The sequence below is a fragment of the uncultured Marinobacter sp. genome (genome assembly GCF_947259545.1).
Taxonomy (GTDB): Bacteria; Pseudomonadota; Gammaproteobacteria; order Pseudomonadales; family Oleiphilaceae; genus Marinobacter.
The window spans coordinates 182,839-202,924 of record NZ_CAMYMK010000008.1 but is presented as its reverse complement, the minus strand read 5'-3'; the positions used below and the strand labels follow the sequence as shown (position 1 = coordinate 202,924).

Genomic DNA, 20,086 nt, shown 5'->3' with positions numbered 1-20,086 from the left:
ATTTAACTGCCCAGGCGTGCACTTTCGAGAATGGACTTCATGTCACGCACGGCCTCTTTAAGGCCGGTAAAGACCGCCCGGGCAATAATGGCATGACCGATGTTGAGCTCATTAATACCGGGAATGGCCGCAACACGTTCGGTATTGTGATAATGCAGACCATGGCCCGCATTTACGGTAAGCCCCTTTTTACGCGCGTAGTCCACGGCATTCGCCAGCACCTTGAACGCAGCCTCAACTGCCTGTGGGTCGTCTGCCTCGGCGTACTCTCCGGTATGCAATTCCACCACAGGGGCACCGCAGCGAACGGCGGCGTCGATCTGAACCGGGTCCGGATCAATGAACAGTGATACCTCGGCACCGATTTTCGCCAGACGCTCACAGGCTTTGGCCACTCTGGTCTCCTGACCGTCGACGTCCAGTCCACCCTCAGTGGTGAGCTCCTCCCGCTTTTCCGGCACAAGGCACACGCACTCCGGCCGGACCTGTTCCGCAAATGCCAGCATGGCGTCGGTCACAGCCATTTCCAGATTCATTTTTGTCTGCAGGGTCTCCTTGAGCATCAGCACGTCGCGATCCTGAATGTGACGGCGATCCTCACGGGGATGAATGGTAATGCCGTCGGCACCAGCCTCCTCGGCCATCAGGGCCGCCTGCACCGGATCCGGATAACGGGTGCCCCGGGCCTGACGGAGGGTTGCCACGTGATCAATATTCACACCAAGTAACACTCTAGGATTCATTCGGTTCTCTCCGACCATGACTGAAAAGGCTTCTGCTGTGCAGCGGCTTGCCCTGTAACAGGTAGTCTACCAACACTCGCATGACCCGTTTGGCTGTACGACGACAATCCGGTGACTCCAGATCCCCGGCCGCCAGGGCCATCAGCGTGTCTCCCGACAGATTTCTCAACCGTACATTCTCGTCCGGGCGTAGCAAAATGCCCCGTTCCGGATCATAGCAGTAGCTCCGACCCGCCTCGACCCCAGCTCCGGAATCCGTCGCGATGTCCCAGGCAAAACGGTACCCCAGCGCCTCAGCAAATGAACATTCGAACCGACGCAACACCGGCTCAACATCGTCCGTTTCCGAGAGTTCGGTGATCACCTGAATGTAGGCGGCAAACAGGGAAGGATGAGGATCTGCCGCCGGCAGAACTCGCTGCAGCAACTCGTTGATGTAGAGCCCACTGTAAAGAGCTGTCGTGCGACTGAGTGACGGCCCGCTACGGACGTCAGTCTGGATCAGGGTTTTCAGATTACCGCGCCCGATCCAGTCCAGCATCAGGGGCTGGAATGGCTGCAGCTGGGCCTTGAGCGGACTTTTGGCGCTGTTGGCACCACGAGCAATCAACGATACTCGACCTGCGTTCAGCGTGAACACGTCGACCTGCAGACTGGTTTCCCGCCAGGGACGACGATGGAGGACATACGCCGGTTCCTCCTGCACTGAGCCGGCCATAGCGTTCTCAGAAATCGTTCATGCCCAGGCTCTTAAGGGCCCGGTCGCTGTCAGCCCAGCCCCGCTTGACCTTGACCCACAGGCGGAGCATGACCTTACTGTCAAACAGTCTCTCCATGTCTGTGCGCGCTTCCTGGCCGATGCGGCGCATGCGCTCACCCTTATCGCCAATGATGATTTTCTTCTGACCTTCCCGCTCCACCAGAATAAGCGCGGATATATGCAGAGTCTTGCCATCACGACGAAATTCTTCGATCTCGACAGCAACGGAATACGGCAGTTCCGCACCCAGTTGCCGGGTAATTTTCTCCCGGACCATTTCGGCGGCCATGAACCGCTCACTGCGGTCGGTTACCTGGTCATCCGGATAGAAATGCACGCTCTGCGGAAGGTAGCGGCCAACGGCTTCTTCCAGTGGCTGCAGATTCATCTCCTTGAGGGCGGACAGCGGAATGATCTCGGTAAACTCCCGCTTCTTCGACAGCATGTCCAAATGCGGCAACAACGCTTCACGCTTTTCGATCTTGTCGACCTTGTTGACCGCGAGGATCACCGGACATTTGAGTCTGGAGAGTTTTTCAAGCACCAGCTCGTCGGCCGTGGTCCATGCCATCTGGTCAACCACAAACACCACCACATCGACATCTATCAGAGCCGATGTCGCCGCCTTGTTCATGTAGCGGTTCAGTGCCCTGGGTTCTTCCTCGTGCATGCCCGGGGTATCGACATAGATCGCCTGCACCGGCCCCATGGTCTTGATACCCAGCACCTGGTGGCGCGTGGTCTGGGGCTTGCGGGAGGTTATGCTCAGCTTCTGGCCAAGGATATGATTCAACAGCGTGGACTTGCCCACGTTTGGTCGGCCAACAATGGCAACAAAACCACAGCGGCTTTCGGGGTCGTCCGGACGGGTAATATCATTCATTAATCGTTCTCCACGCCCAGTTGCTTCAGGGCATTACGGGCGGCCTGCTGCTCGGCAATACGACGACTGCTGCCGACACCGGTCGTTTTACGACCCAAAGACGGCAAAGCGCAGGAAACATGGAAAGTCTGTGCATGGGCTTCGCCATCCACCGAGATGACATCGTACATCGGCAGAGGGAACTGGCGGGACTGCAGGTATTCCTGGAGCCGGGTTTTCGGATCTTTCTGGGTGTCCTGGAGATCCAGATTCTTCAGGCGCTGCTCAAACCAACGCAGCACCTGCTGCCGACAGGTATCAAAATCACTATCAAGATATATCGCGCCGATGATGGACTCCACGGCATCGGCGAGAATCGATTCCCGGCGGAATCCCCCGCTTTTCAACTCGCCGGAACCCAATCGGAGATACTTTCCCAATTCAAACTCACGGCCGATCTCTGCCAGGGTTACACCCTTGACCATACGGGCGCGCAAACGGCTCAACTGGCCTTCCCGGGCTTTTTCGAACTGCAGATAAAGATGCTCGGCTATCACCATGTTAACGATGGAATCCCCGAGGAACTCCAGCCGCTCATTGTTCTGATTACCATAACTGCGATGAGTGAGCGCCAGCAGCAAGCGCTCCGGCGCCTTGAACTGATACCCAATTCGGCGCTGTAGCTGGTCCAGATCCGGTTGCGAACTCACTTGCCCTGCATCTCGTATTCATGTTGGAAATGGATAACGGCGTCCACGTTGCGAAACAGATTGCTACGCACCTCGTAGTCCACCTTGATCACCACAAGTTCACCATTTTTCTCAACGCTGATCTGCTTTTCGTCAAAACCGCGAACATTGTTCACAATCAACCTTTTATTGATCAAACTGCGAATCTGGGGAGGCCCCATGGAGGAAAGGCCTTCCGTGCCTTCCAGGCTTTCCACAGCTTCCTGGATGGTTACGTCATCCAGATAGGCCGGTCCCAGCTTTATCACCAGTGTCAGCAGGCTGCCAAAAAACAGCACCATCACCAGCATGGTGAGGGCCGAAGCACCACCCTGACGCCCCATTGAGGAGAATTTATTCTTCTTCATCTGAACTGCACTCCTTGAGAATTAGTCAATGCTGCCGACACGATCAAAGGATGGCAGACTGGTAAGCGATTTCCAGTGCATCCATATGGCAAACGCCTTGCCCACGATCAGCTCGTCGGGCACTGTGCCCCAGTAACGGCTGTCGTTACTGTTGTCACGATTGTCACCCATCACAAAATAATGCCCCTCAGGGACTGTCCATTCCCCTTCACCAGAGCCGCCAGGGCGCCCCAGGGTCAGGAAAAGGTCGTGTTCGGTCTCACCCAGCGTCTCACGACGAAGTTCCATCGGTGGCAGCCGTGCCACGAACCGGGAGTCCACCTTGTCGCCATTAATAAACAGTTCCTTGTTGCGGTAGCGAATATGATCACCGGGCAATCCGACCACCCGCTTGATGTAGTTGGTCTGTCCATCCTCGGGGTAGCGGAAGACCATCACGTCACCGCGCTCCGGGTCATCGACCTCAAGTATCTTCGTGCCGGCTACGGGCAGGCGCAGACCATAGGCATACTTGTTCACCAGGATAAAATCACCGACTTCCAGTGTGGGCAGCATGGACCCGGAAGGTATCTGGAAGGGTTCCACCAGGAAGGAACGTAGCACAAGGACAATCGCCAACACAGGAAAGAAGGAGCGGCTCAGGTCAACCAGGTAAGGCTCTTTGGGAGCTTCAGCCTCACTGTCCTGTGAGCTGTCACTGGCTGACACACCGGCCATTCTGCGTTTACGGAGAAACAATCTGTCTGCCAGCCAGATAAGACCGGTCGCGAACGTCAATACAACCAGGACCAGGGGAAAATCAATATCCATTCAGGTGCCTTTTATTTGTCCACTTTCAATACGGCAAGGAACGCTTCCTGAGGCACCTCAACGTTGCCCAGTTGCTTCATGCGCTTTTTACCTTCTTTTTGCTTTTGCAGCAGTTTCTTCTTGCGGCTCACGTCACCACCGTAACACTTGGCGGTCACGTTCTTGCGCAGTGCCTTCACCGTGACCCGCGACACCACGTGAGTGCCGATGGCCGCCTGAATGGCAATATCAAACATCTGGCGCGGGATCAGCTCCTTCATCTTCTCAATCAGTTGCCGACCCTTGTAGTGGGCCTGATCCTTATGGACGATCAACGCAAGGGCGTCCACCCGCTCCCCATTAATCAACACGTCCAGACGCACCAGGTTGGCCGGCTGGAAACGGATGAAGTGATAGTCCAGGGACGCAAAACCGCGGCTCGCGGACTTGATGCGATCAAAGAAATCCATTACCACTTCCGCCATGGGCAGCTCATAGGTGAGCTGCACCTGGGTCGACATGAAGTGCATATGTTTCTGAACACCCCGCTTCTCCTCGCACAGGGCGATGACATTACCGAGATGTTCCTGAGGCACCAGGATATTGGCCTCGACAATCGGCTCACGCATCTCCTCTATGGATCCAACATCCGGAAGCCGTGATGGGTTGTCTACCGACAGGGTCTCATTCTGCTTGGTAAGCACCTCATAGATGACCGTCGGGGCGGTGGTAATAAGGTCTATGTCGTATTCCCGTTCCAGCCGCTCCTGAATGATTTCCATGTGGAGCATGCCGAGGAACCCGCATCGGAACCCGAAGCCCAAGGCATCGGAGTTTTCCGGTTCGAAAAACAGCGAGGCATCGTTCAGCGTCAGCTTCTCCAGCGCATCACGGAAATCGTCATAATCATCCGCACTGACCGGGAACAGACCGGCATACACCTGGGGCTTCACCTTCTTGAACCCCGGCAGCATGGGCGTTTCCTGGAAGAATTTCTGGTGCACGATGGTATCCCCCACCGGTGCACCATGGATGTCCTTGATGCCCGCAACCATGAAGCCCACATCACCGGCCTCGAGAATATTGGTATCCTTCGGCTTGGGGTTGAAAATGCCCACCTTGTCCGCGTTCCAGGCCTTGCCCGTGGACTTGATGACGATCTTGTCGCCCTTTTTCAGGGTACCCTCGGTGACCCGCACCAGGGAAACAACCCCAAGATAGTTATCAAACCAGGAATCGATGATCAGTGCCTGCAAAGGCGCGCTCCGATCACCTTTGGGGGGCGGTATCTTCCGGATCAGATCTTCCAGGACGTCCTCTACCCCCATTCCGCTCTTGGCACTGCAGCGCACGGCATCGGAAGCCTCAATACCGATAATATCCTCAATCTCGGCGGCCACACGCTCCGGCTCTGCCTGGGGCAGGTCCATTTTATTGAGGACCGGTACGACTTCCAGGCCCTGCTCTATGGCGGTATAACAGTTCGCCACGGATTGGGCTTCCACGCCCTGACCGGCGTCCACCACCAGCAGGGCCCCTTCACAGGCGTACAGGGATCGCGACACCTCGTAGGAGAAGTCCACGTGCCCCGGGGTGTCGATAAAATTCAGCTTGTATTCCTGACCATCCCGGGCCTGGTAGTTGAGCGTGACGCTCTGGGCCTTGATGGTAATCCCGCGCTCACGCTCAAGGTCCATGGAGTCCAGGACCTGTTCGGCCATTTCACGGTCGGTCAGGCCACCGCAAACCTGGATAAAACGGTCCGCGAGTGTGGATTTACCATGGTCGATGTGGGCGATGATGGAAAAGTTACGGATTCGGCTCAGTTCAGTCACAGACAATGAATACTCATATAAGACGAAGGATTGAGCCCGGAGGGGCCGCTACCGCAGTCCGGGAACGGCGTGATTTTACCGGTTACTCGCCGCCATTGCCATGCTCAGGAAATAAGCGGCCGCTCATACTGCCGAATCAGGAAGCCAATCAGGGCATCCTCGTCCAGCGGGTAACTGAACAGATTGCCCTGACACTGCGCGCACCCGGCGGTTTTCAGGAAGTTGAGCTGCTGCGGGGTTTCCACACCTTCGGCCACAACGGTCAGGTGCAGTTTTCTGGCCAGAGCAATCACAGCGGACGCCACGTCAGTAGCGCTGACATTGTATGGAATATCGCGAATAAACCGGTGATCGATCTTGATAACATTCAACGGCAGCTGCTGGAGTGCGACCAGCGAACAGGCCCCCGTACCGAAATCGTCGAGAATCAGGCAGACGCCCAGATCGTGGAGGGAAACGAGCAAATCCCGCAACATGCGGGGGTCTTCATTAAGCAATTCGGCCGGCATTTCCAGCTCAAGGCGCTCCGGTGACACCCCGGTTTCGGTGATCACCTGTCGCACCATATCCAGGAATCCGGAGTCGGTCAGCTGGCGCACCGAGAGATTGACCGCCATCTTCAGGGACTCGAACCCGGCCCGCTCAAGGGCCTGGACCTGGATACAAGCCTGTCGCAGGGCCAGCTCGCCCAAACGCACGATCAGACCGGTCTCTTCGGCAAGCCCGATAAACTGCTGGGCCGACACCAGCCCTTTCTCCGGATGGTGCCAACGCAGGAATGCTTCAACGCCGATAACCCGTTCGGTTTCCAGATCCACCTTGGGTTGGTAATGCAGCACGAAACGGTCACCGTCCAGGGCTGCCGCCAGCTCCTCCTGCTGCAACAGGCGACGAGCCGCCTGGATATTCATCGCCGGGGTAAAGAACTGGTAGGTATTCCTGCCCATTTCCTTGGCACGGTACATAGCAAGATCGGCGTACTTCATCAAAGTGCCGGACTCCTCACTGTCGTGCGGAATCATGGTAATACCGATACTGACCGTGATCCCCACTTCGTGCTCATTCAGACGGATTCGCTGACACAGTCGTCGCAGGATGGTCTCAGCCACCTTGCCGGCGGCATCCGGGCCACTGATACGCGACAGCAACACCACGAACTCATCCCCACCCAGACGGGCAACGGAATCTTCCTCACGCACACACCCCGTAAGCCACTGGGCAACCCGCTTCAGCAGTTCATCACCGGAATCGTGGCCAAGGGTGTCGTTGATCCGCTTGAACCCGTCGAGATCCAGAAACATCAACGCCGCCGGCTCACCGCTGCGACGACTGCGGCGAACCACGTGATTCAGTCGGTCACGGAATAACTGACGGTTGGCCAGGCCGGTCAGCGGATCGTAGAATGCCAGGCGGTGCAACTCTGACTGGGCCTCCTTCAACTGGGTCAGATCCCGCAAGCTCAATACCACGCCGTTTACACCCGGCACATTCATCATCGCGGTGTAGGTTCCCTCCATGTCCCGCCACTGACCGGCAGCGTCACGGATCCGCGCCCGGATAACCGGCATCTGCTTACCCGGAGCGCCAACGGATTCTTCAAAACCCGCCACTAACTGGGGCCAGTCATCGCCATGGACAATCGACTCAAAATCCAGCTCCTGCAGTTTTTCGGGATCAAAACCCAGTATGTCCTTACTCGACGGGCTTGCGTATTGAGGCTTGCCCCCGCCGCTGAGCACCAGGGTGACGTTGGCCGCACCCTCGGTAATCGCACGATAGCGGCCCGCGCCCACCTGCGCCAGAATACGGGAGCGGATCAGCGTGAGGGCGAACAGGAACAGCAGGAAGCTGATAACAATGCCAGCGCCCAGCACAATCGGTGGCCGGGGATCGGAAGCCAGGAAATCAAAGGCGGGGGTCGAGCGGGTCTGCAACAACCAGTCCCTGCCGCCATGGCGAATGGTCTGGCTCATCTCAAAGCTGAAGTCGTTGTCCAGTGACCCCAGATTGGAACCATACATCAGTGTGTCTCGGGAGACCTGATCGCCGTCATAGATACGCACGTCGAGGAAAGGCGAGATCAGGCCGACGATACCGTCGAGCAGGTTATTCATACGAAACGCACTGAACACGTAGCCTGCCAGCATCATTCTGCGCTCCACACGCAGATCCGGAACTTCTCCACCCTGGTAGACCGGGTAATACATCAGAAAGCTGGCCTGGTCTTCCGCAACCTCTTCCTGAATCAGGATCACTTTCCCGGTGACTGTTGGCTTTGCCCCATCACGGGCTTCTTCCATCGCCCGGCGGTGAATGGGATCGCTGAAAGCGTCGTATCCCAGCGCCCTGCGATTTCGATCGGTGCCAGGCTCAAGATATACCATTGGATAGTAATCCGGCCCCGATCCCAGAGGTGTCACCAGGTAGTTATGAACACCTTCAGCGCGAACCGACGAGATGTGGTCTGCCATATCCCGTACACCGATACGCTGCACATAACCGATTCCCTGAATACCTGGGTAGTAACGATTAATGTCGACTTTGTCCACATATTCCCGCCATTCGTCACGGCTCACCCTGCCGGCAACCGCAAACAGGCCGGCACTTCCGGCCAGAACCTGCTCATGATTCAGCAGCCGTTCTTCAATGGCGGTTTTGAGCTGAAGCGACTGTGTTCGAAAACGGGCCTCAGTGCGATCTTCGACCAGATGAATCGAAAGCTGCCAAAGTAACAAAGTGATAGCGATAGAAGCCGCAAGCAAAAGCCAGGCAACCCAGGCATTACGGAAGGTGAGAAGTGTCCTGAGGGGAAGTTCCTTTTTGTTCATCATGCGGGCAGGTCCGATCCATGGCCGACGTTCTTGTTTATTTCCTATAGTGTAACAAAAGCCCCGGGATATGTCCCTGAAGAGCACCCGGGGCTCCGGATAATCCCTGAATCAGGGTTTCATTACGAGATATATGGCCCGCCCCTGGCGTACAACTCGCACAGACACGGCACGATCATCCGGCAGGGAAGATACAACATCACGGAACTCCTCAACGGTCCGCACCGGTTGGCGATGTAGCTCGGTGATCACATCCCTCGGACGAATACCTGCGTTCAGTGCAGGCCCCCGGCCAACATTGGCAACCAGAACACCGGCTTGCAGATCCATCGAATCGGCGAGCTCGGCAGGCAGAGGTTCAACTGTCAGTCCCAGGGGCGCCGAGGATGGACCACCCTGATCTGTGCCGGGTAACGCCGCCTGCTCGCTTCCCGGTTCCGGAAGCTTGCCGATTTCCACTTCCAGCTCAACTTCCCGGCCTTCGCGGAGCACCGTCAGCGTTGCGGTTTCACCCACGGGGGTACGTCCCACCATCGGCGGCAGATCCGACGACAGCTCGACACTCTCCCCGTCATATTCGAGCACGATATCACCCGTTTCCAACCCGGCATCCTCAGCCGGCGATCCGGCCATTACTTCGGCAATCAGCGCGCCCCTGGGACGCTTCAGCCCGAACGATTCAGCCAGATCACGATTCACCTCCTGAATCAATACGCCCAGCCAGCCACGGGCAACGAAGCCCTTATCGCGTATCTGATTGAATACGTTCATGGCGTCATCGATGGGAATGGCGAAAGAAACGCCCATGAACCCGCCGGAACGAGTGTATATCTGGGAATTGATACCAACCACTTCGCCATCGAGGTTGAACAGCGGTCCGCCGGAATTCCCCGGATTAATGGCCACATCAGTCTGGATAAACGGTACGTAGTTTTCGGAAGGCAGCGACCGACCAAGGGCACTGACGATGCCAGCGGTCACGGTATAGTCAAAACCAAAGGGGGAACCGATGGCCAGCACCCACTCACCCACTGCCAGATCCCGGGAGCGACCAATCTTGACGACCGGCAGGTCATCACCGTTTTCAATCTTGAGCACCGCCATATCCGAGCGGGGGTCCGTGCCCACAAGGGTCGCCTGCAACTCACGGCGGTCACTCAGACGCACGACAATCTCATCGGCCCCTTCGACAACATGGTTATTGGTCAGCACATAGCCGTCTTTCGAGACAATAAATCCGGACCCCATGGACCGGCGGGGCTGTGAGCGGCGGGGACTGTTACCGTAAGGGGATTGCGGCCCCCGGAAAAACTCCTGAAAGAATTCCGGTAACTGCTCCAGCTGGCGCTCATCAAACGGCGCCCCCGGATAACCGCCACCACCACGGGTTGGCTTGCTGGTGGTACTGATATTGACCACAGCGTTCGAGTTATCCTCCACCAGTTCCGTGAAATCTGGAAGGCTGCGCGCATTGGCCCCCTGGGCCCAGAATAAGAACACCATCAGGCACAGAACGAATACCTTAGCCGTGGACGAGCCACCGGAGGTCGAAACCAGCGTTCTGTACTTCCGGTTAGTCATTAACATGTAGAACCCCCTGTTTATCAGAGCTTTATATGCATTCTGAGGTCAGAACAGCGATTTTCAACTTAAAAAACGGTAGGGTTTGCAGACACATTCCCGTCGGTGGCGGGAACAATCCGGATCAGCCGGGGCTCGTAACGGTGAGCGGATCGGCGCTGTAACCAGCGAACCATCGCAAAGCCCCCCATCAGACCGGTCAGCGCGCCAGCGATGGCAACAAGATCCTGGCCACCAGCCCGGTGCCCCAATACGGCCCCAGCCACCATCAATAACAGTGGCACCGCATAGACCAGCAGGGATGCCCGCAACAGGGCGGCCTCATCAATCGCCAGCGTCACCTCGTCACCCACCCGCGCTGCCAGCTCGTTGGTCACCAAAACCTGGTTGGCACGACCACCCGTCGCCCCAGCCAACGCACGCTGGCCGCATCCATGTCGGGCGGCACAACTCTGACAGGCGCTGTTGCGTATGGTCTGAACCCAGGCCCGGTCCCCATCAATCGCCACAACCCTGCCGTTTTCAGTAATCATCGTCTGGCCGTCTCATACGCCCTGGCATTGTCTACCTCCACGGATTCTGCAACTTTTTTAGCTGTGGCTGGGGGCACCTCGCCGACGACGGTCACCATATAGGCCCGCCCTCCCACATTAAGCTGGCTGATATATACGGTCGTGGCACCAATCCGGGACGCCCCCGTCGGCATGGAAATCCGCCCGGCCGGCTCGACAAAAACGGAGAAGGCCGCCAGACCATCTGAAAATGCTACCGCCTGTCCCTTTCCGGAACGGGGTGCAGCAGCAGGCATAAAGCCTTCAGGTTGCCAGCCCAGTACCCAGCCGTCCATCCTTGGTTGTTGTGAAGGTTGGGGCGGATCACCAAGCGTACGCTCGAGTTCTTTTCCCTGGGACTGCACTTCAAATTCACTGTCTGGCAGGCGATCTGTAATTTCCAGGCTGGTAAACTGGAAATGCTCCAACACCTCGTCGGTATCAGACCTGACATGACTTTTCACCAGCAGCCCGGTCGACTTTTCAAGCCATAGACGGTGACTGTAACGATGTTCATCCCGGGCCTTGAGCGCGATTTTGACAACCTTATAGCCGGCCACCCTGTCTTCCCCCATCAACTCGGGACTGTACCAGCGGATCACCGGCATAAGCTGACTTGAAAAGGCCTCGGCGAAGGGCCCGGAAGGAATCACCTGATCCAGCTGGACCCGCCCCTGGTCGGGCAACACGCAGACCACCCGCATGCCCTTACGCACGATCTCACCACCACCACCATCCTGAAGCACCAAGCGCTCTTCGACGACACCATCACGGTACCGATGGGCAATTTGCAGGGAACTGACCTGATCACCACGGGCATACACGAACACGCCGCGATAGGACGTCATGTTGAGGGCCGGTCCCAGACGAGCGAGCCATTGCTCTGCGGATTGGGGGGCGTTCCCGGCAGGGATGGCAGACTCTTCACTGATGACAGCAGCAGGCCAGGACAGACAGAAGGCCGCGACCAGCAGATAGAAGAACCTGTGAACCCCCGAATTCCGGGTGACTGCCAGCCAATTCAACATCAACCCTTTCACTCCTGAATACTAGTAAGACGGCGTAGATGCAGTGACCAACCGGGCATAGCCAACGGATCCCCGACCAGCCCCAACGCTATTGTGTTGGGCATGCTCCAGCAGGTATCGACTCAAATGTTCCCACTGCTCCTCATCCAGACCTTGCAGGGCTACTTCCTGTACCTTGTTATCTACAGTATCCGAGATTTCAGGCGCTCCGGTACTGAGCCCGCCAGCAACCTGCGCTTCAGGCTCTGAAGAGTCCCAGCCAGCACCGACACCAAACCCCACTATGAGCGCCAGGCTCACCATGGCAGCCGCCGGCCAGTGCCAGCTCCGCGAAGGCCTTATTTCCACCGTCCTGTTTTCGAAACCGGTGGTTTCACCGCTTTCAATTACACGCCTCACACCAACACTGACATCAATCACGTCCTCCAGGACCTGGCGCTGGTGCATAACATCCCTCACCTGTTGCCAACGCTGCCACTGGGAGCGCACATCGCTCTGCTCGCCATGGGACAACAGCCGTCGGACTGAGAGCTCATCCGCTTCGTCATCCATCATGGCCGACAGTGTTTCTCTGAGACGATCATCCATGGGATGCAACCTCATTCACGTCAGGGAATTATTAAGCAACGGCCCGAGCTGTCGATCTACAGCATCCCGGGCTCTGAAAATTCGGGACCGGACGGTGCCAATGGGACACTCCAGTATGCGTGCGATATCCTCATAACTCAGGCCATCATATTCTCTGAGCAAAAAAGCCGAGCGGAGTTCCTCGGGAAGGTTGGATATCGCCCGGCCAAGCTCCTGTTGCAGTTGCTCCCGCTGGAGCAGCTTCTCCGGCGATGCGTTATCCCGGAGCCTGGATCCATCCTCGAAATTCTCAGCTTCGGTCACGTCGGCGCTGCCCTGAGGACGGCGCCCACGCGACTCGAGAAAGTTCTTTGCCGTGTTTACGGCAATGCGGTACAGCCACGTATAAAATGCACTGTCACCACGAAAGCGATCCATCGCCCGGAAGGCCTTCACAAAGGTCTCCTGGGTCAGGTCCAGCACTTCCTGGCTGTCGTAAACATACCGACTGATGATAGAGGCCACCCGGGACTGATACTTGACCACAAGCAGGTCAAACGCCGCCCGGTCACCATTACGCACTTTGCGTACGAGTTGGAGATCGGTCTGGCTGTCGGGGATCTCCCCCTTGTATTGATCAGTATCCGGAGTCATGGACGGATTGCCAGGACGTTCATAATCAATGGCCAACGGGCCTGCCTGCCTCGATTTGGTTTGCGTCGTCATGATGCTGTCCGGCGTCCGAAATAAATGCGGGTATCGGCCCTTTCAGGCCTGTCCGCGTCAGGGCAAATAGACAGCAAGCGTAAAGTTTAGTTCAATACACATCCACATTATGGCCCGCGATAACGACCCAATGCCACAATCTCACGAATACGATGTCCTGATTATCGGCAGCGGCGCTGCCGGACTGACCGTTGCCCTCAACCTGCCGGAACACCTGAATGTCTGTGTCGTGAGCAAAGCCGACATCAGTAGCGGGGCGACGCTCTGGGCACAGGGCGGCATTGCCGCGGTGCTGGATGACAACGACTCACTGGAAAACCACATCCAGGATACGCTGAATGCCGGCGGCGGCCTGTGTCATGAGGACGCCGTGCGGTTCACCGTAGAGCATGGCAAAGAAAGCATCAACTGGCTGATAGACTCGGGGGTGGATTTCACTCGTGACGAAGACGCCCAGTATCACCTGACCCGTGAGGGTGGCCACAGTCATCGACGCATCATTCACGCAGCGGATGCCACCGGGCACGCGGTTTCCACCACCCTGGCGTCCCAGGCTCAGGCACGCCCCAACATTACCCTGATATCCGGCCGGGTGGCCGTAGACCTGATCACCAACCGCAAACTGTCACTACCAGGCAATCGTTGCGTCGGCGCCTACGTTCTCAACCTCGAGGATAACCACGTTGAGCTGGTCCGGGCCCGCTTTACCGTGATCGCCACCGGTGGTGCCAGCAAAGCCTATCGCTACACCACCAATCCGGACGGCGCATCCGGCGACGGCATCGCGATGGCCTGGCGCGCAGGGTGCCGGGTTGCCAACATGGAATTCAATCAGTTCCATCCGACGTGTCTTTACCACCCCCACGCCAAATCCTTTCTGATCACCGAAGCGGTGCGGGGCGAAGGCGGCGTACTCAAGCTCCCGGATGGTAGCCGTTTCATGGACCGTTTCGACAAGCGCGGCGAACTGGCGCCCAGGGACATCGTGGCCCGTGCCATTGACCATGAAATGAAACGCCTGGGTGCCGATCACCTGTACCTGGACATCAGCGACAAACCAGCTGATTTCGTCAGGCACCACTTCCCGACGATTTACGAAAAGTGCCTGGAATTCGGCATCGACATTACCGAACAACCTATCCCTGTGGTGCCAGCGGCACACTACACCTGCGGCGGTATCGTCAGTGATAAACGGGCCCGCACCGACATAAACCAGCTTTATGTCGTTGGGGAGGCAGCCTTTACCGGTTTGCATGGCGCCAATCGTATGGCCAGCAACTCCCTGCTGGAGTGCCTGGTCTATGGTCGCGCAGCCGCTGAAGACATTGCGCGACGGGAGGCACAAATCCCGCCACCGCCTCCGGTGCCTGACTGGGATGAAAGTCAGGTACGGGATTCTGACGAAGACGTGGTAATCTCCCACAACTGGGACGAACTGCGCCACTTCATGTGGGATTACGTAGGCATTGTCAGGACCACCAAGCGCTTGCAACGGGCCAAGCACCGCGTTGATTTGCTATCCCGGGAAATAGGTGAGTTCTACAGCAACTACCGGGTCACCAACGACTTGCTCGAGCTGCGTAATCTGGTCACTGTATCGGACCTGATCATCTGCTCGGCGCTGCAGCGCAAAGAGAGTCGTGGCCTCCATTACACTCTGGATTACCCCGGGTTACTCAACGAACCGCGGGACACGGTGCTGTTTCCCACAACATACAGAACCCTATCACCCTGACACACGCGACCAGCGGAAAGAGAAACCGAATGTCTGACAACACCGAATACAAACGCCTGTGGTGGCACAGCCGCCGTGGAATGCTCGAACTGGACGTATTGCTGGTGCCCTTCGTAGAAGAGGCGTATCCCGGACTGGCGGCAGAAGACCAGGCACGCTATGAAAAGCTGCTGACCTGCGAAGACACCGACATGTTTGAATGGTTCATGCAGCGCAGCCGCCCGGAAGATCCGGACCTTCAGCGCATCGTGGATATGATCCTGAACCGTGTCCAGCCGGATTAATCTCCGCCTTCGGCCTTCAGCGTCCCGTCCATGGCTGCGAAGCATACTTCAGGCAGCCAACTCTGTTACGGAGTTAACCCTGGAACAGGGTCAACTCCGTGCCCGCTTCGCCTCAGGAAACAGCCATCCGGTTTGCGTCGCCGGTGAAAGCCGGATCGGCCCTCGCCTGACACTCTTGAAAATTCGCGCATCCGACACCAGATCTGGTTCACGCCTGGTGGTTTTGGCCAACTTTGGCCCGGGGTTTCGCAATGTCGATCCCGATGAATTCCGCCGTTTGCGGATGTGGCTAAGACTGAGCCAAAGCAACCATTCCCTCGCCAGCAACACATAACACCGGGAGCGCTCAATGACAGACTCTTCGACCATGGTCGCCAGCCAACCGCTACCTGCGTCAGCGTGGGCCATACTTGAAGATCAACGCATTCTCCGTATTACCGGCCCCGGTACCGATAAGTTTCTCCAGGGCCAGTTCAGCCAAAACCTGGAGGATGTCACCCCATCCTTTTCACCGCGCGCGGCGGCCAGTACCCCGAAAGGCAGGGCTTACTGCCTGACACGCATGGTGCGTGACGGAGAGGACGTGCTGATCGCGTTACCGGAAGACCTGGCAGATCACATCACCAGTCAGTTGCGTAAATACCTGATGCTGTTTCGCGGGACCGCCATGGAGGTTGTCGACAATGGCCGCATCCTTGGTATTCTGGGTGACGGGCTTACCCGGCAGCTTGGTGAGGACATCACCAATCAGCTTAATACGCCGGGCGACAGTGTTGTTGTCGACCAACACCATCTGATCAGAACCCAGGACACTGCTGAGGGACTGGCCCGGTTTGAACTCTGGCAAAGGGGTGACCTTTCGCCGGAACTGGCGGAGGTCTTCCAGCCCTCCGAGAAGACCGACCAGGTCAACTGGCAGGCGTCAGAGATAGCAGCTGGCATTGCCAGACTTACCCCCGAGTCCCTGGAAGCCTATGTGCCCCAGATGCTGAACTGGCAACACGTTCACGGCGTGCACTTCAAGAAAGGCTGCTACACAGGCCAGGAAGTCATTGCCCGAATGCATTTCCTCGGTCAGCTCAAGAAAAGTCTGTTTCGTTTTTCTGCCGCCGGCGTGGATACTGCTCCCGATTGCGGAACCGCTCTCAAGAGCGGTGAAAAGTCCGTCGGTGAGGTGGTCAATAGCGTTCGCCTCGCGGACCAGTCTGTGCAATGCCTGGCTGTCGTTCGTCACAATGCCGTGGATACGCCACTCCACCTGGACACCCATCCGGACATCACACTGGAGCGACTGGAACTCCCGTACGCGGTGCCGGAGCAGCAACAATCCGATACACCAGATACATAAGTTGACAGGCATTCCGGCGAGTTTTTGCTATAAAGTACCTATTATTTTGAATACTTATAGACGACGGACCTCAACTGACCATGTCGAACATTGTTGAAACCATCAAAAATGATCTGATCAGTGCGATCGAGAATGATCAGCTGGTGCTGCCAACGCTTCCGGAAGTCGCTCTTCAGGTGCGGGAGATTGCCGAATCGGAGGACTCCGCCATTCTGGATCTGGTCAAGGTCATCAGTAACGACACGGCCCTGTCTGCTCGCATTATTCGTGTCTGCAACAGCCCCCTTTTCCGGGGCAGTCGCGCCATCGAGAACCTGAACATGGCCGTCAGCCGTCTGGGCATGGCCTACACCAGCAATCTGGCGATGGGGCTTGCCATGGAGCAGATGTTCCAGGCCACGTCTGACATGATCGACAAGCGCCTGAGAGCGACCTGGCAAACCAGTACTGAGGTGGCCGGCGTGTGTCACGTTCTGGCCCAGCACTACACCCGACTGAAGCCGGACCAGGCCACATTGGCCGGCCTTGTGCATCTGATTGGTGTGCTGCCAATTCTGCGGTACGTTGAAGATCGCGATATCCAGATCAGCAGCATTATGCTGGACAATGTCGTTGATGAGCTGCACCCGCGGATCGGTAACCTGATCCTGAAGAAATGGGATTTCCCGGCCGAGCTCCAGTCCGTCCCGCTGGAATACGCCAACTTCCAGCGTGAGGTACCGGCAGCGGATTACGCTGACCTGGTGATGGTAGCCAATCTGCAGTTGGTGGCCGGTTCGGATCATCCCTGGACCGAGCTGGACTGGAAGACCATTTCTGCTTTCGATCGGCTGGGGCTTGATCCCGAGGTGGACATGAGCGAGGAGGAAGATCTCAACGCTCAGATGGAAGCGGCTATGGCCTTGCTTAAGTAACTCTTTGCGGTAGGCCGCTCCAGCGAGTGGCCAGAGCCTCCCAAAACACGCTGTGAATACCTCCCTGTACGCTCGGCTCCGCCATCCATGGCTCCGCACGGTTTTGGGAGGCTCTGGCCACTCGCTTACGCTCGCGACTCTCGACGGTAGCGATCCAGAAGCTCAGCTTTTAAAGGTAGCCCCCAATCTATGGGCTGCATCCCTTCTTGCTTCAGCCAGTCATTAGCGCGAGAGAAATGCTTACAACCGAAAAACCCACGGTAGGCACTCAGAGGTGACGGGTGGGGACCATCCAGCACATGATGGCGGCTGCGGTCGATGTGCTGACCTTTCTTTTTGGCGTAGCTGCCCCAGAGCAGGAACACGACGCCCTGCCGTTCCCGGTTGATGGTTTCAATGACCTTGTCGGTGAAGGCTTCCCAACCCTTGCCCTGATGGGCGCCGGCCTGGCCCTGAACCACTGTCAGGACGCTGTTGAGTAGCAACACCCCCTGCTCCGCCCAAGGCTGCAGGCAGCCGTGATCCGGCGGTTCGATGCCCAGGTCTTCGCGGATTTCCTTGAAGATGTTTACCAGCGATGGTGGCGGCGGTACCTCCGGGCGGACGGAAAAGCACAGGCCGTGGGCCTGGCCGGGGCCGTGGTAGGGGTCCTGGCCCAGAATCACCACGCGGACTTTGTCCAGCGGTGTGCTGTTGAGGGCGTTGAAACAGTGATGGCTGGCCGGGAACAGGGTTTTTCCGGCCTGTTCCTCGGCCGCCAGGAATTCCGCCAGCTTCTGCATGTAGGGCTGGCGAAACTCCTGTGAGAGATGCTCGCTCCAGCCCCGGTCGGACCGGAGCTGGCTGGCCAGTATCTCCACCGGGGACATGGGTTACTCCTCGTCTTTCCGGGCTTCCGTCTTGTGTTCCGGGCGCATGGCCGGGAACAGGATGACATCACGGATGGACGGCGAGTTCGTCAGCAACATCGCCAGACGGTCGATACCGATGCCCTCGCCCGCAGTGGGGGGCAGGCCATACTCGAGAGCCATGACGTAGTCTTCGTCGTAGAACATGGCCTCATCATCACCGGCGTCTTTCTCGGCCACCTGGGCCTGGAAACGTTCCGCCTGGTCCTCGGCGTCGTTCAGCTCCGAGAAGCCGTTGGCGATTTCACGGCCACCAACGAAGAATTCGAAGCGTTCGGTGACGAACGGATCGCTGTCCTTACAGCGCGCCAGAGGCGACACTTCTTTCGGGTATTCGGTGATGAACGTCGGCTGCATCAGACGGTGCTCCGCCGTCGCCTCGAAGATTTCGATCTGCACCTTGCCCAGACCCCAGCCATCTTTGAGATGGATACCCAGGTCCTTTGCCAACTGACGGGCACTCTCCTCGTTCGCCAGCTGCTCCGCCTTAACGTCCGGGTTGTAGCGCAGAATGGCATCTACCACGGTCAGGCGCTCGAACGGCTTGCCGAAATCGTACTCGATGGTTTCTTCTTCGCCGTCTTTCAGCGTGCGGGTATTCACCACTGTCGTAGTGCCCAATACCTGCTGGGTGATGGTGCGCAGCATGTCTTCGGTCAGGTCCATCAGGTCGTTGTAATCAGCGTAGGCCTGATAGAACTCCACCATGGTGAATTCCGGGTTATGACGGGTGGAAAGCCCCTCATTACGGAAATTGCGGTTGATCTCGAACACCCGCTCGAAGCCCCCAACCACCAGGCGCTTGAGGAACAGTTCCGGCGCAATGCGCAGGTACATGTCAATGCCCAGGGCGTTGTGATGGGTCACGAATGGTCGTGCCGTCGCGCCACCGGGAATCACCTGCAGCATCGGGGTCTCCACTTCCATGTAGTCCCGGTCAATGAAGTACTGGCGCATGGCGCTGATGATTTTCGAGCGCGCGTAGAACACACGGCGACTGTCCTCATTCATCATCAGGTCGACGTAGCGGTGACGGTAGCGGGCCTCAGTGTCGGTCAGGCCCTTGTGCTTTTCCGGCAGCGGGCGCAGGGACTTGGTGAGCAGTGTGTACTCATCCATGCTCACGTACAGGTCGCCTTTTCCGGACTTGCACAGGATGCCACGCACACCCACGATATCCCCGAGATCCCAGTGCTTGGTGTCTTTCTGGACATCCTTGGAGGCGTAGATCTGGATACGGCCGGTCATGTCCTGAACCACCTTGAACGCCTTGCGATCCAGCATCATGCGACCGGCGATGGCCACCTGAATCCCCATCTCCGCCAGCTCTTCCTTGCTTTTGTCCCCGTACTTGGCCTGCAGCTCGGCGGCTGTGGCATCACGGCGGAAATCATTGGGGAAAGCATTGCCCTGCTCACGCATATCCGACAGCTTGGCGCGGCGCTCGGCAATCAGCTTGTTGTCTTCGTGCGGTGCATTCTGGGTTTGTTCAGTCATGTTGGCTCACTAAAAATCGGGGATTGTCCGGGTT

General features: G+C 57.5%; 19 protein-coding genes. 4 read left to right on the top strand and 15 right to left on the bottom strand.

Translation table 11 applies throughout. The annotated features are described in order from the left end of the window. Positions 1 to 2: 2 nt before the first annotated feature. The 13 genes from pdxJ to rpoE form a co-directional block, all read right to left on the bottom strand. On the bottom strand, positions 3 to 743 hold the full coding sequence (gene pdxJ / locus Q0Y21_RS12625; protein WP_297795974.1) for a pyridoxine 5'-phosphate synthase: 741 nt from the start codon (positions 741 to 743) through the stop codon (positions 3 to 5). Next, a complete protein-coding gene (gene recO / locus Q0Y21_RS12620) occupies positions 733 to 1,461 on the bottom strand; it encodes a DNA repair protein RecO (RefSeq protein WP_297795972.1) in 729 nt (242 codons plus the stop codon). The genes pdxJ and recO overlap by 11 nt, the downstream gene beginning before the upstream one ends. 7 nt (positions 1,462 to 1,468) lie before the next feature. Next, on the bottom strand, positions 1,469 to 2,386 hold the full coding sequence (gene era, locus Q0Y21_RS12615) for a GTPase Era (RefSeq protein WP_297795969.1): 918 nt from the start codon (positions 2,384 to 2,386) through the stop codon (positions 1,469 to 1,471). Beyond that, positions 2,386 to 3,075 carry a ribonuclease III gene (rnc, locus tag Q0Y21_RS12610; protein WP_297795966.1) on the bottom strand — a complete coding sequence of 230 codons (690 nt, stop codon included), beginning with the start codon at positions 3,073 to 3,075 and terminating at the stop codon, positions 2,386 to 2,388. Before rnc ends, era begins: the two co-directional genes overlap by 1 nt. Continuing rightward, on the bottom strand, positions 3,072 to 3,461 hold the full coding sequence (locus Q0Y21_RS12605; protein ID WP_297795964.1) for a DUF4845 domain-containing protein: 390 nt from the start codon (positions 3,459 to 3,461) through the stop codon (positions 3,072 to 3,074). The genes rnc and Q0Y21_RS12605 overlap by 4 nt, the downstream gene beginning before the upstream one ends. Positions 3,462 to 3,482: 21 nt before the next feature. Further along, on the bottom strand, positions 3,483 to 4,271 hold the full coding sequence (lepB, locus tag Q0Y21_RS12600; RefSeq protein ID WP_297795961.1) for a signal peptidase I: 789 nt from the start codon (positions 4,269 to 4,271) through the stop codon (positions 3,483 to 3,485). 11 nt (positions 4,272 to 4,282) lie between these two features. After that, positions 4,283 to 6,085, bottom strand: coding sequence for a translation elongation factor 4 (gene lepA / locus Q0Y21_RS12595; protein WP_297795958.1), 1,803 nt, complete (start codon positions 6,083 to 6,085; stop codon positions 4,283 to 4,285). A 104-nt stretch (positions 6,086 to 6,189) separates the two neighbouring features. Continuing rightward, positions 6,190 to 8,916, bottom strand: a complete 2,727-nt coding sequence (locus tag Q0Y21_RS12590) for an EAL domain-containing protein (protein WP_297795956.1) — start codon at positions 8,914 to 8,916, stop codon at positions 6,190 to 6,192. A gap of 108 nt (positions 8,917 to 9,024) precedes the next feature. Next, complete coding sequence (locus Q0Y21_RS12585) at positions 9,025 to 10,416, bottom strand: DegQ family serine endoprotease (RefSeq protein WP_297797148.1); 1,392 nt, start codon at positions 10,414 to 10,416, stop codon at positions 9,025 to 9,027. A gap of 146 nt (positions 10,417 to 10,562) precedes the next feature. Next, positions 10,563 to 11,027 (bottom strand): SoxR reducing system RseC family protein, encoded by a 465-nt coding sequence (locus Q0Y21_RS12580; RefSeq protein WP_297795953.1) that lies wholly within the window; start codon positions 11,025 to 11,027, stop codon positions 10,563 to 10,565. Then, positions 11,024 to 12,073, bottom strand: coding sequence for a MucB/RseB C-terminal domain-containing protein (locus Q0Y21_RS12575; protein WP_297795950.1), 1,050 nt, complete (start codon positions 12,071 to 12,073; stop codon positions 11,024 to 11,026). The genes Q0Y21_RS12580 and Q0Y21_RS12575 overlap by 4 nt, the downstream gene beginning before the upstream one ends. Positions 12,074 to 12,094: 21 nt before the next feature. After that, positions 12,095 to 12,661 carry a sigma-E factor negative regulatory protein gene (locus Q0Y21_RS12570; RefSeq protein WP_297795947.1) on the bottom strand — a complete coding sequence of 189 codons (567 nt, stop codon included), beginning with the start codon at positions 12,659 to 12,661 and terminating at the stop codon, positions 12,095 to 12,097. A gap of 15 nt (positions 12,662 to 12,676) precedes the next feature. Then, positions 12,677 to 13,294 carry an RNA polymerase sigma factor RpoE gene (gene rpoE, locus Q0Y21_RS12565; protein WP_297797144.1) on the bottom strand — a complete coding sequence of 206 codons (618 nt, stop codon included), beginning with the start codon at positions 13,292 to 13,294 and terminating at the stop codon, positions 12,677 to 12,679. A gap of 202 nt (positions 13,295 to 13,496) precedes the next feature. On the opposite strand from rpoE, the gene nadB reads away from it, so the two are divergent. The 4 genes from nadB (at position 13,497) to Q0Y21_RS12545 (ending at position 17,647) form a co-directional block, all read left to right on the top strand. Next, on the top strand, positions 13,497 to 15,101 hold the full coding sequence (nadB, locus tag Q0Y21_RS12560) for an L-aspartate oxidase (protein WP_297795944.1): 1,605 nt from the start codon (positions 13,497 to 13,499) through the stop codon (positions 15,099 to 15,101). A gap of 29 nt (positions 15,102 to 15,130) precedes the next feature. Then, the gene (locus Q0Y21_RS12555; protein ID WP_297795941.1) at positions 15,131 to 15,385 is read left to right on the top strand and encodes a succinate dehydrogenase assembly factor 2; all 255 of its coding nucleotides are present in this window, start codon (positions 15,131 to 15,133) and stop codon (positions 15,383 to 15,385) included. Positions 15,386 to 15,734: 349 nt separating this feature from the next. After that, the gene (locus tag Q0Y21_RS12550) at positions 15,735 to 16,733 is read left to right on the top strand and encodes a folate-binding protein (protein WP_297795939.1); all 999 of its coding nucleotides are present in this window, start codon (positions 15,735 to 15,737) and stop codon (positions 16,731 to 16,733) included. Positions 16,734 to 16,813: 80 nt separating this feature from the next. After that, entirely contained in the window at positions 16,814 to 17,647 is an 834-nt protein-coding gene (locus tag Q0Y21_RS12545) for an HDOD domain-containing protein (protein ID WP_297795936.1), read from the top strand. A gap of 125 nt (positions 17,648 to 17,772) precedes the next feature. On the opposite strand, the gene ung is transcribed toward Q0Y21_RS12545, so the two are convergent. Both ung and lysS read right to left on the bottom strand, forming a co-directional pair. Next, positions 17,773 to 18,516: a uracil-DNA glycosylase gene (ung, locus tag Q0Y21_RS12540; RefSeq protein ID WP_297795935.1), complete on the bottom strand. Its 744-nt coding sequence runs from the start codon at positions 18,514 to 18,516 to the stop codon at positions 17,773 to 17,775. A gap of 3 nt (positions 18,517 to 18,519) precedes the next feature. Further along, the gene (lysS, locus tag Q0Y21_RS12535) at positions 18,520 to 20,052 is read right to left on the bottom strand and encodes a lysine--tRNA ligase (RefSeq protein WP_297795932.1); all 1,533 of its coding nucleotides are present in this window, start codon (positions 20,050 to 20,052) and stop codon (positions 18,520 to 18,522) included. Positions 20,053 to 20,086 lie beyond the last annotated feature (34 nt).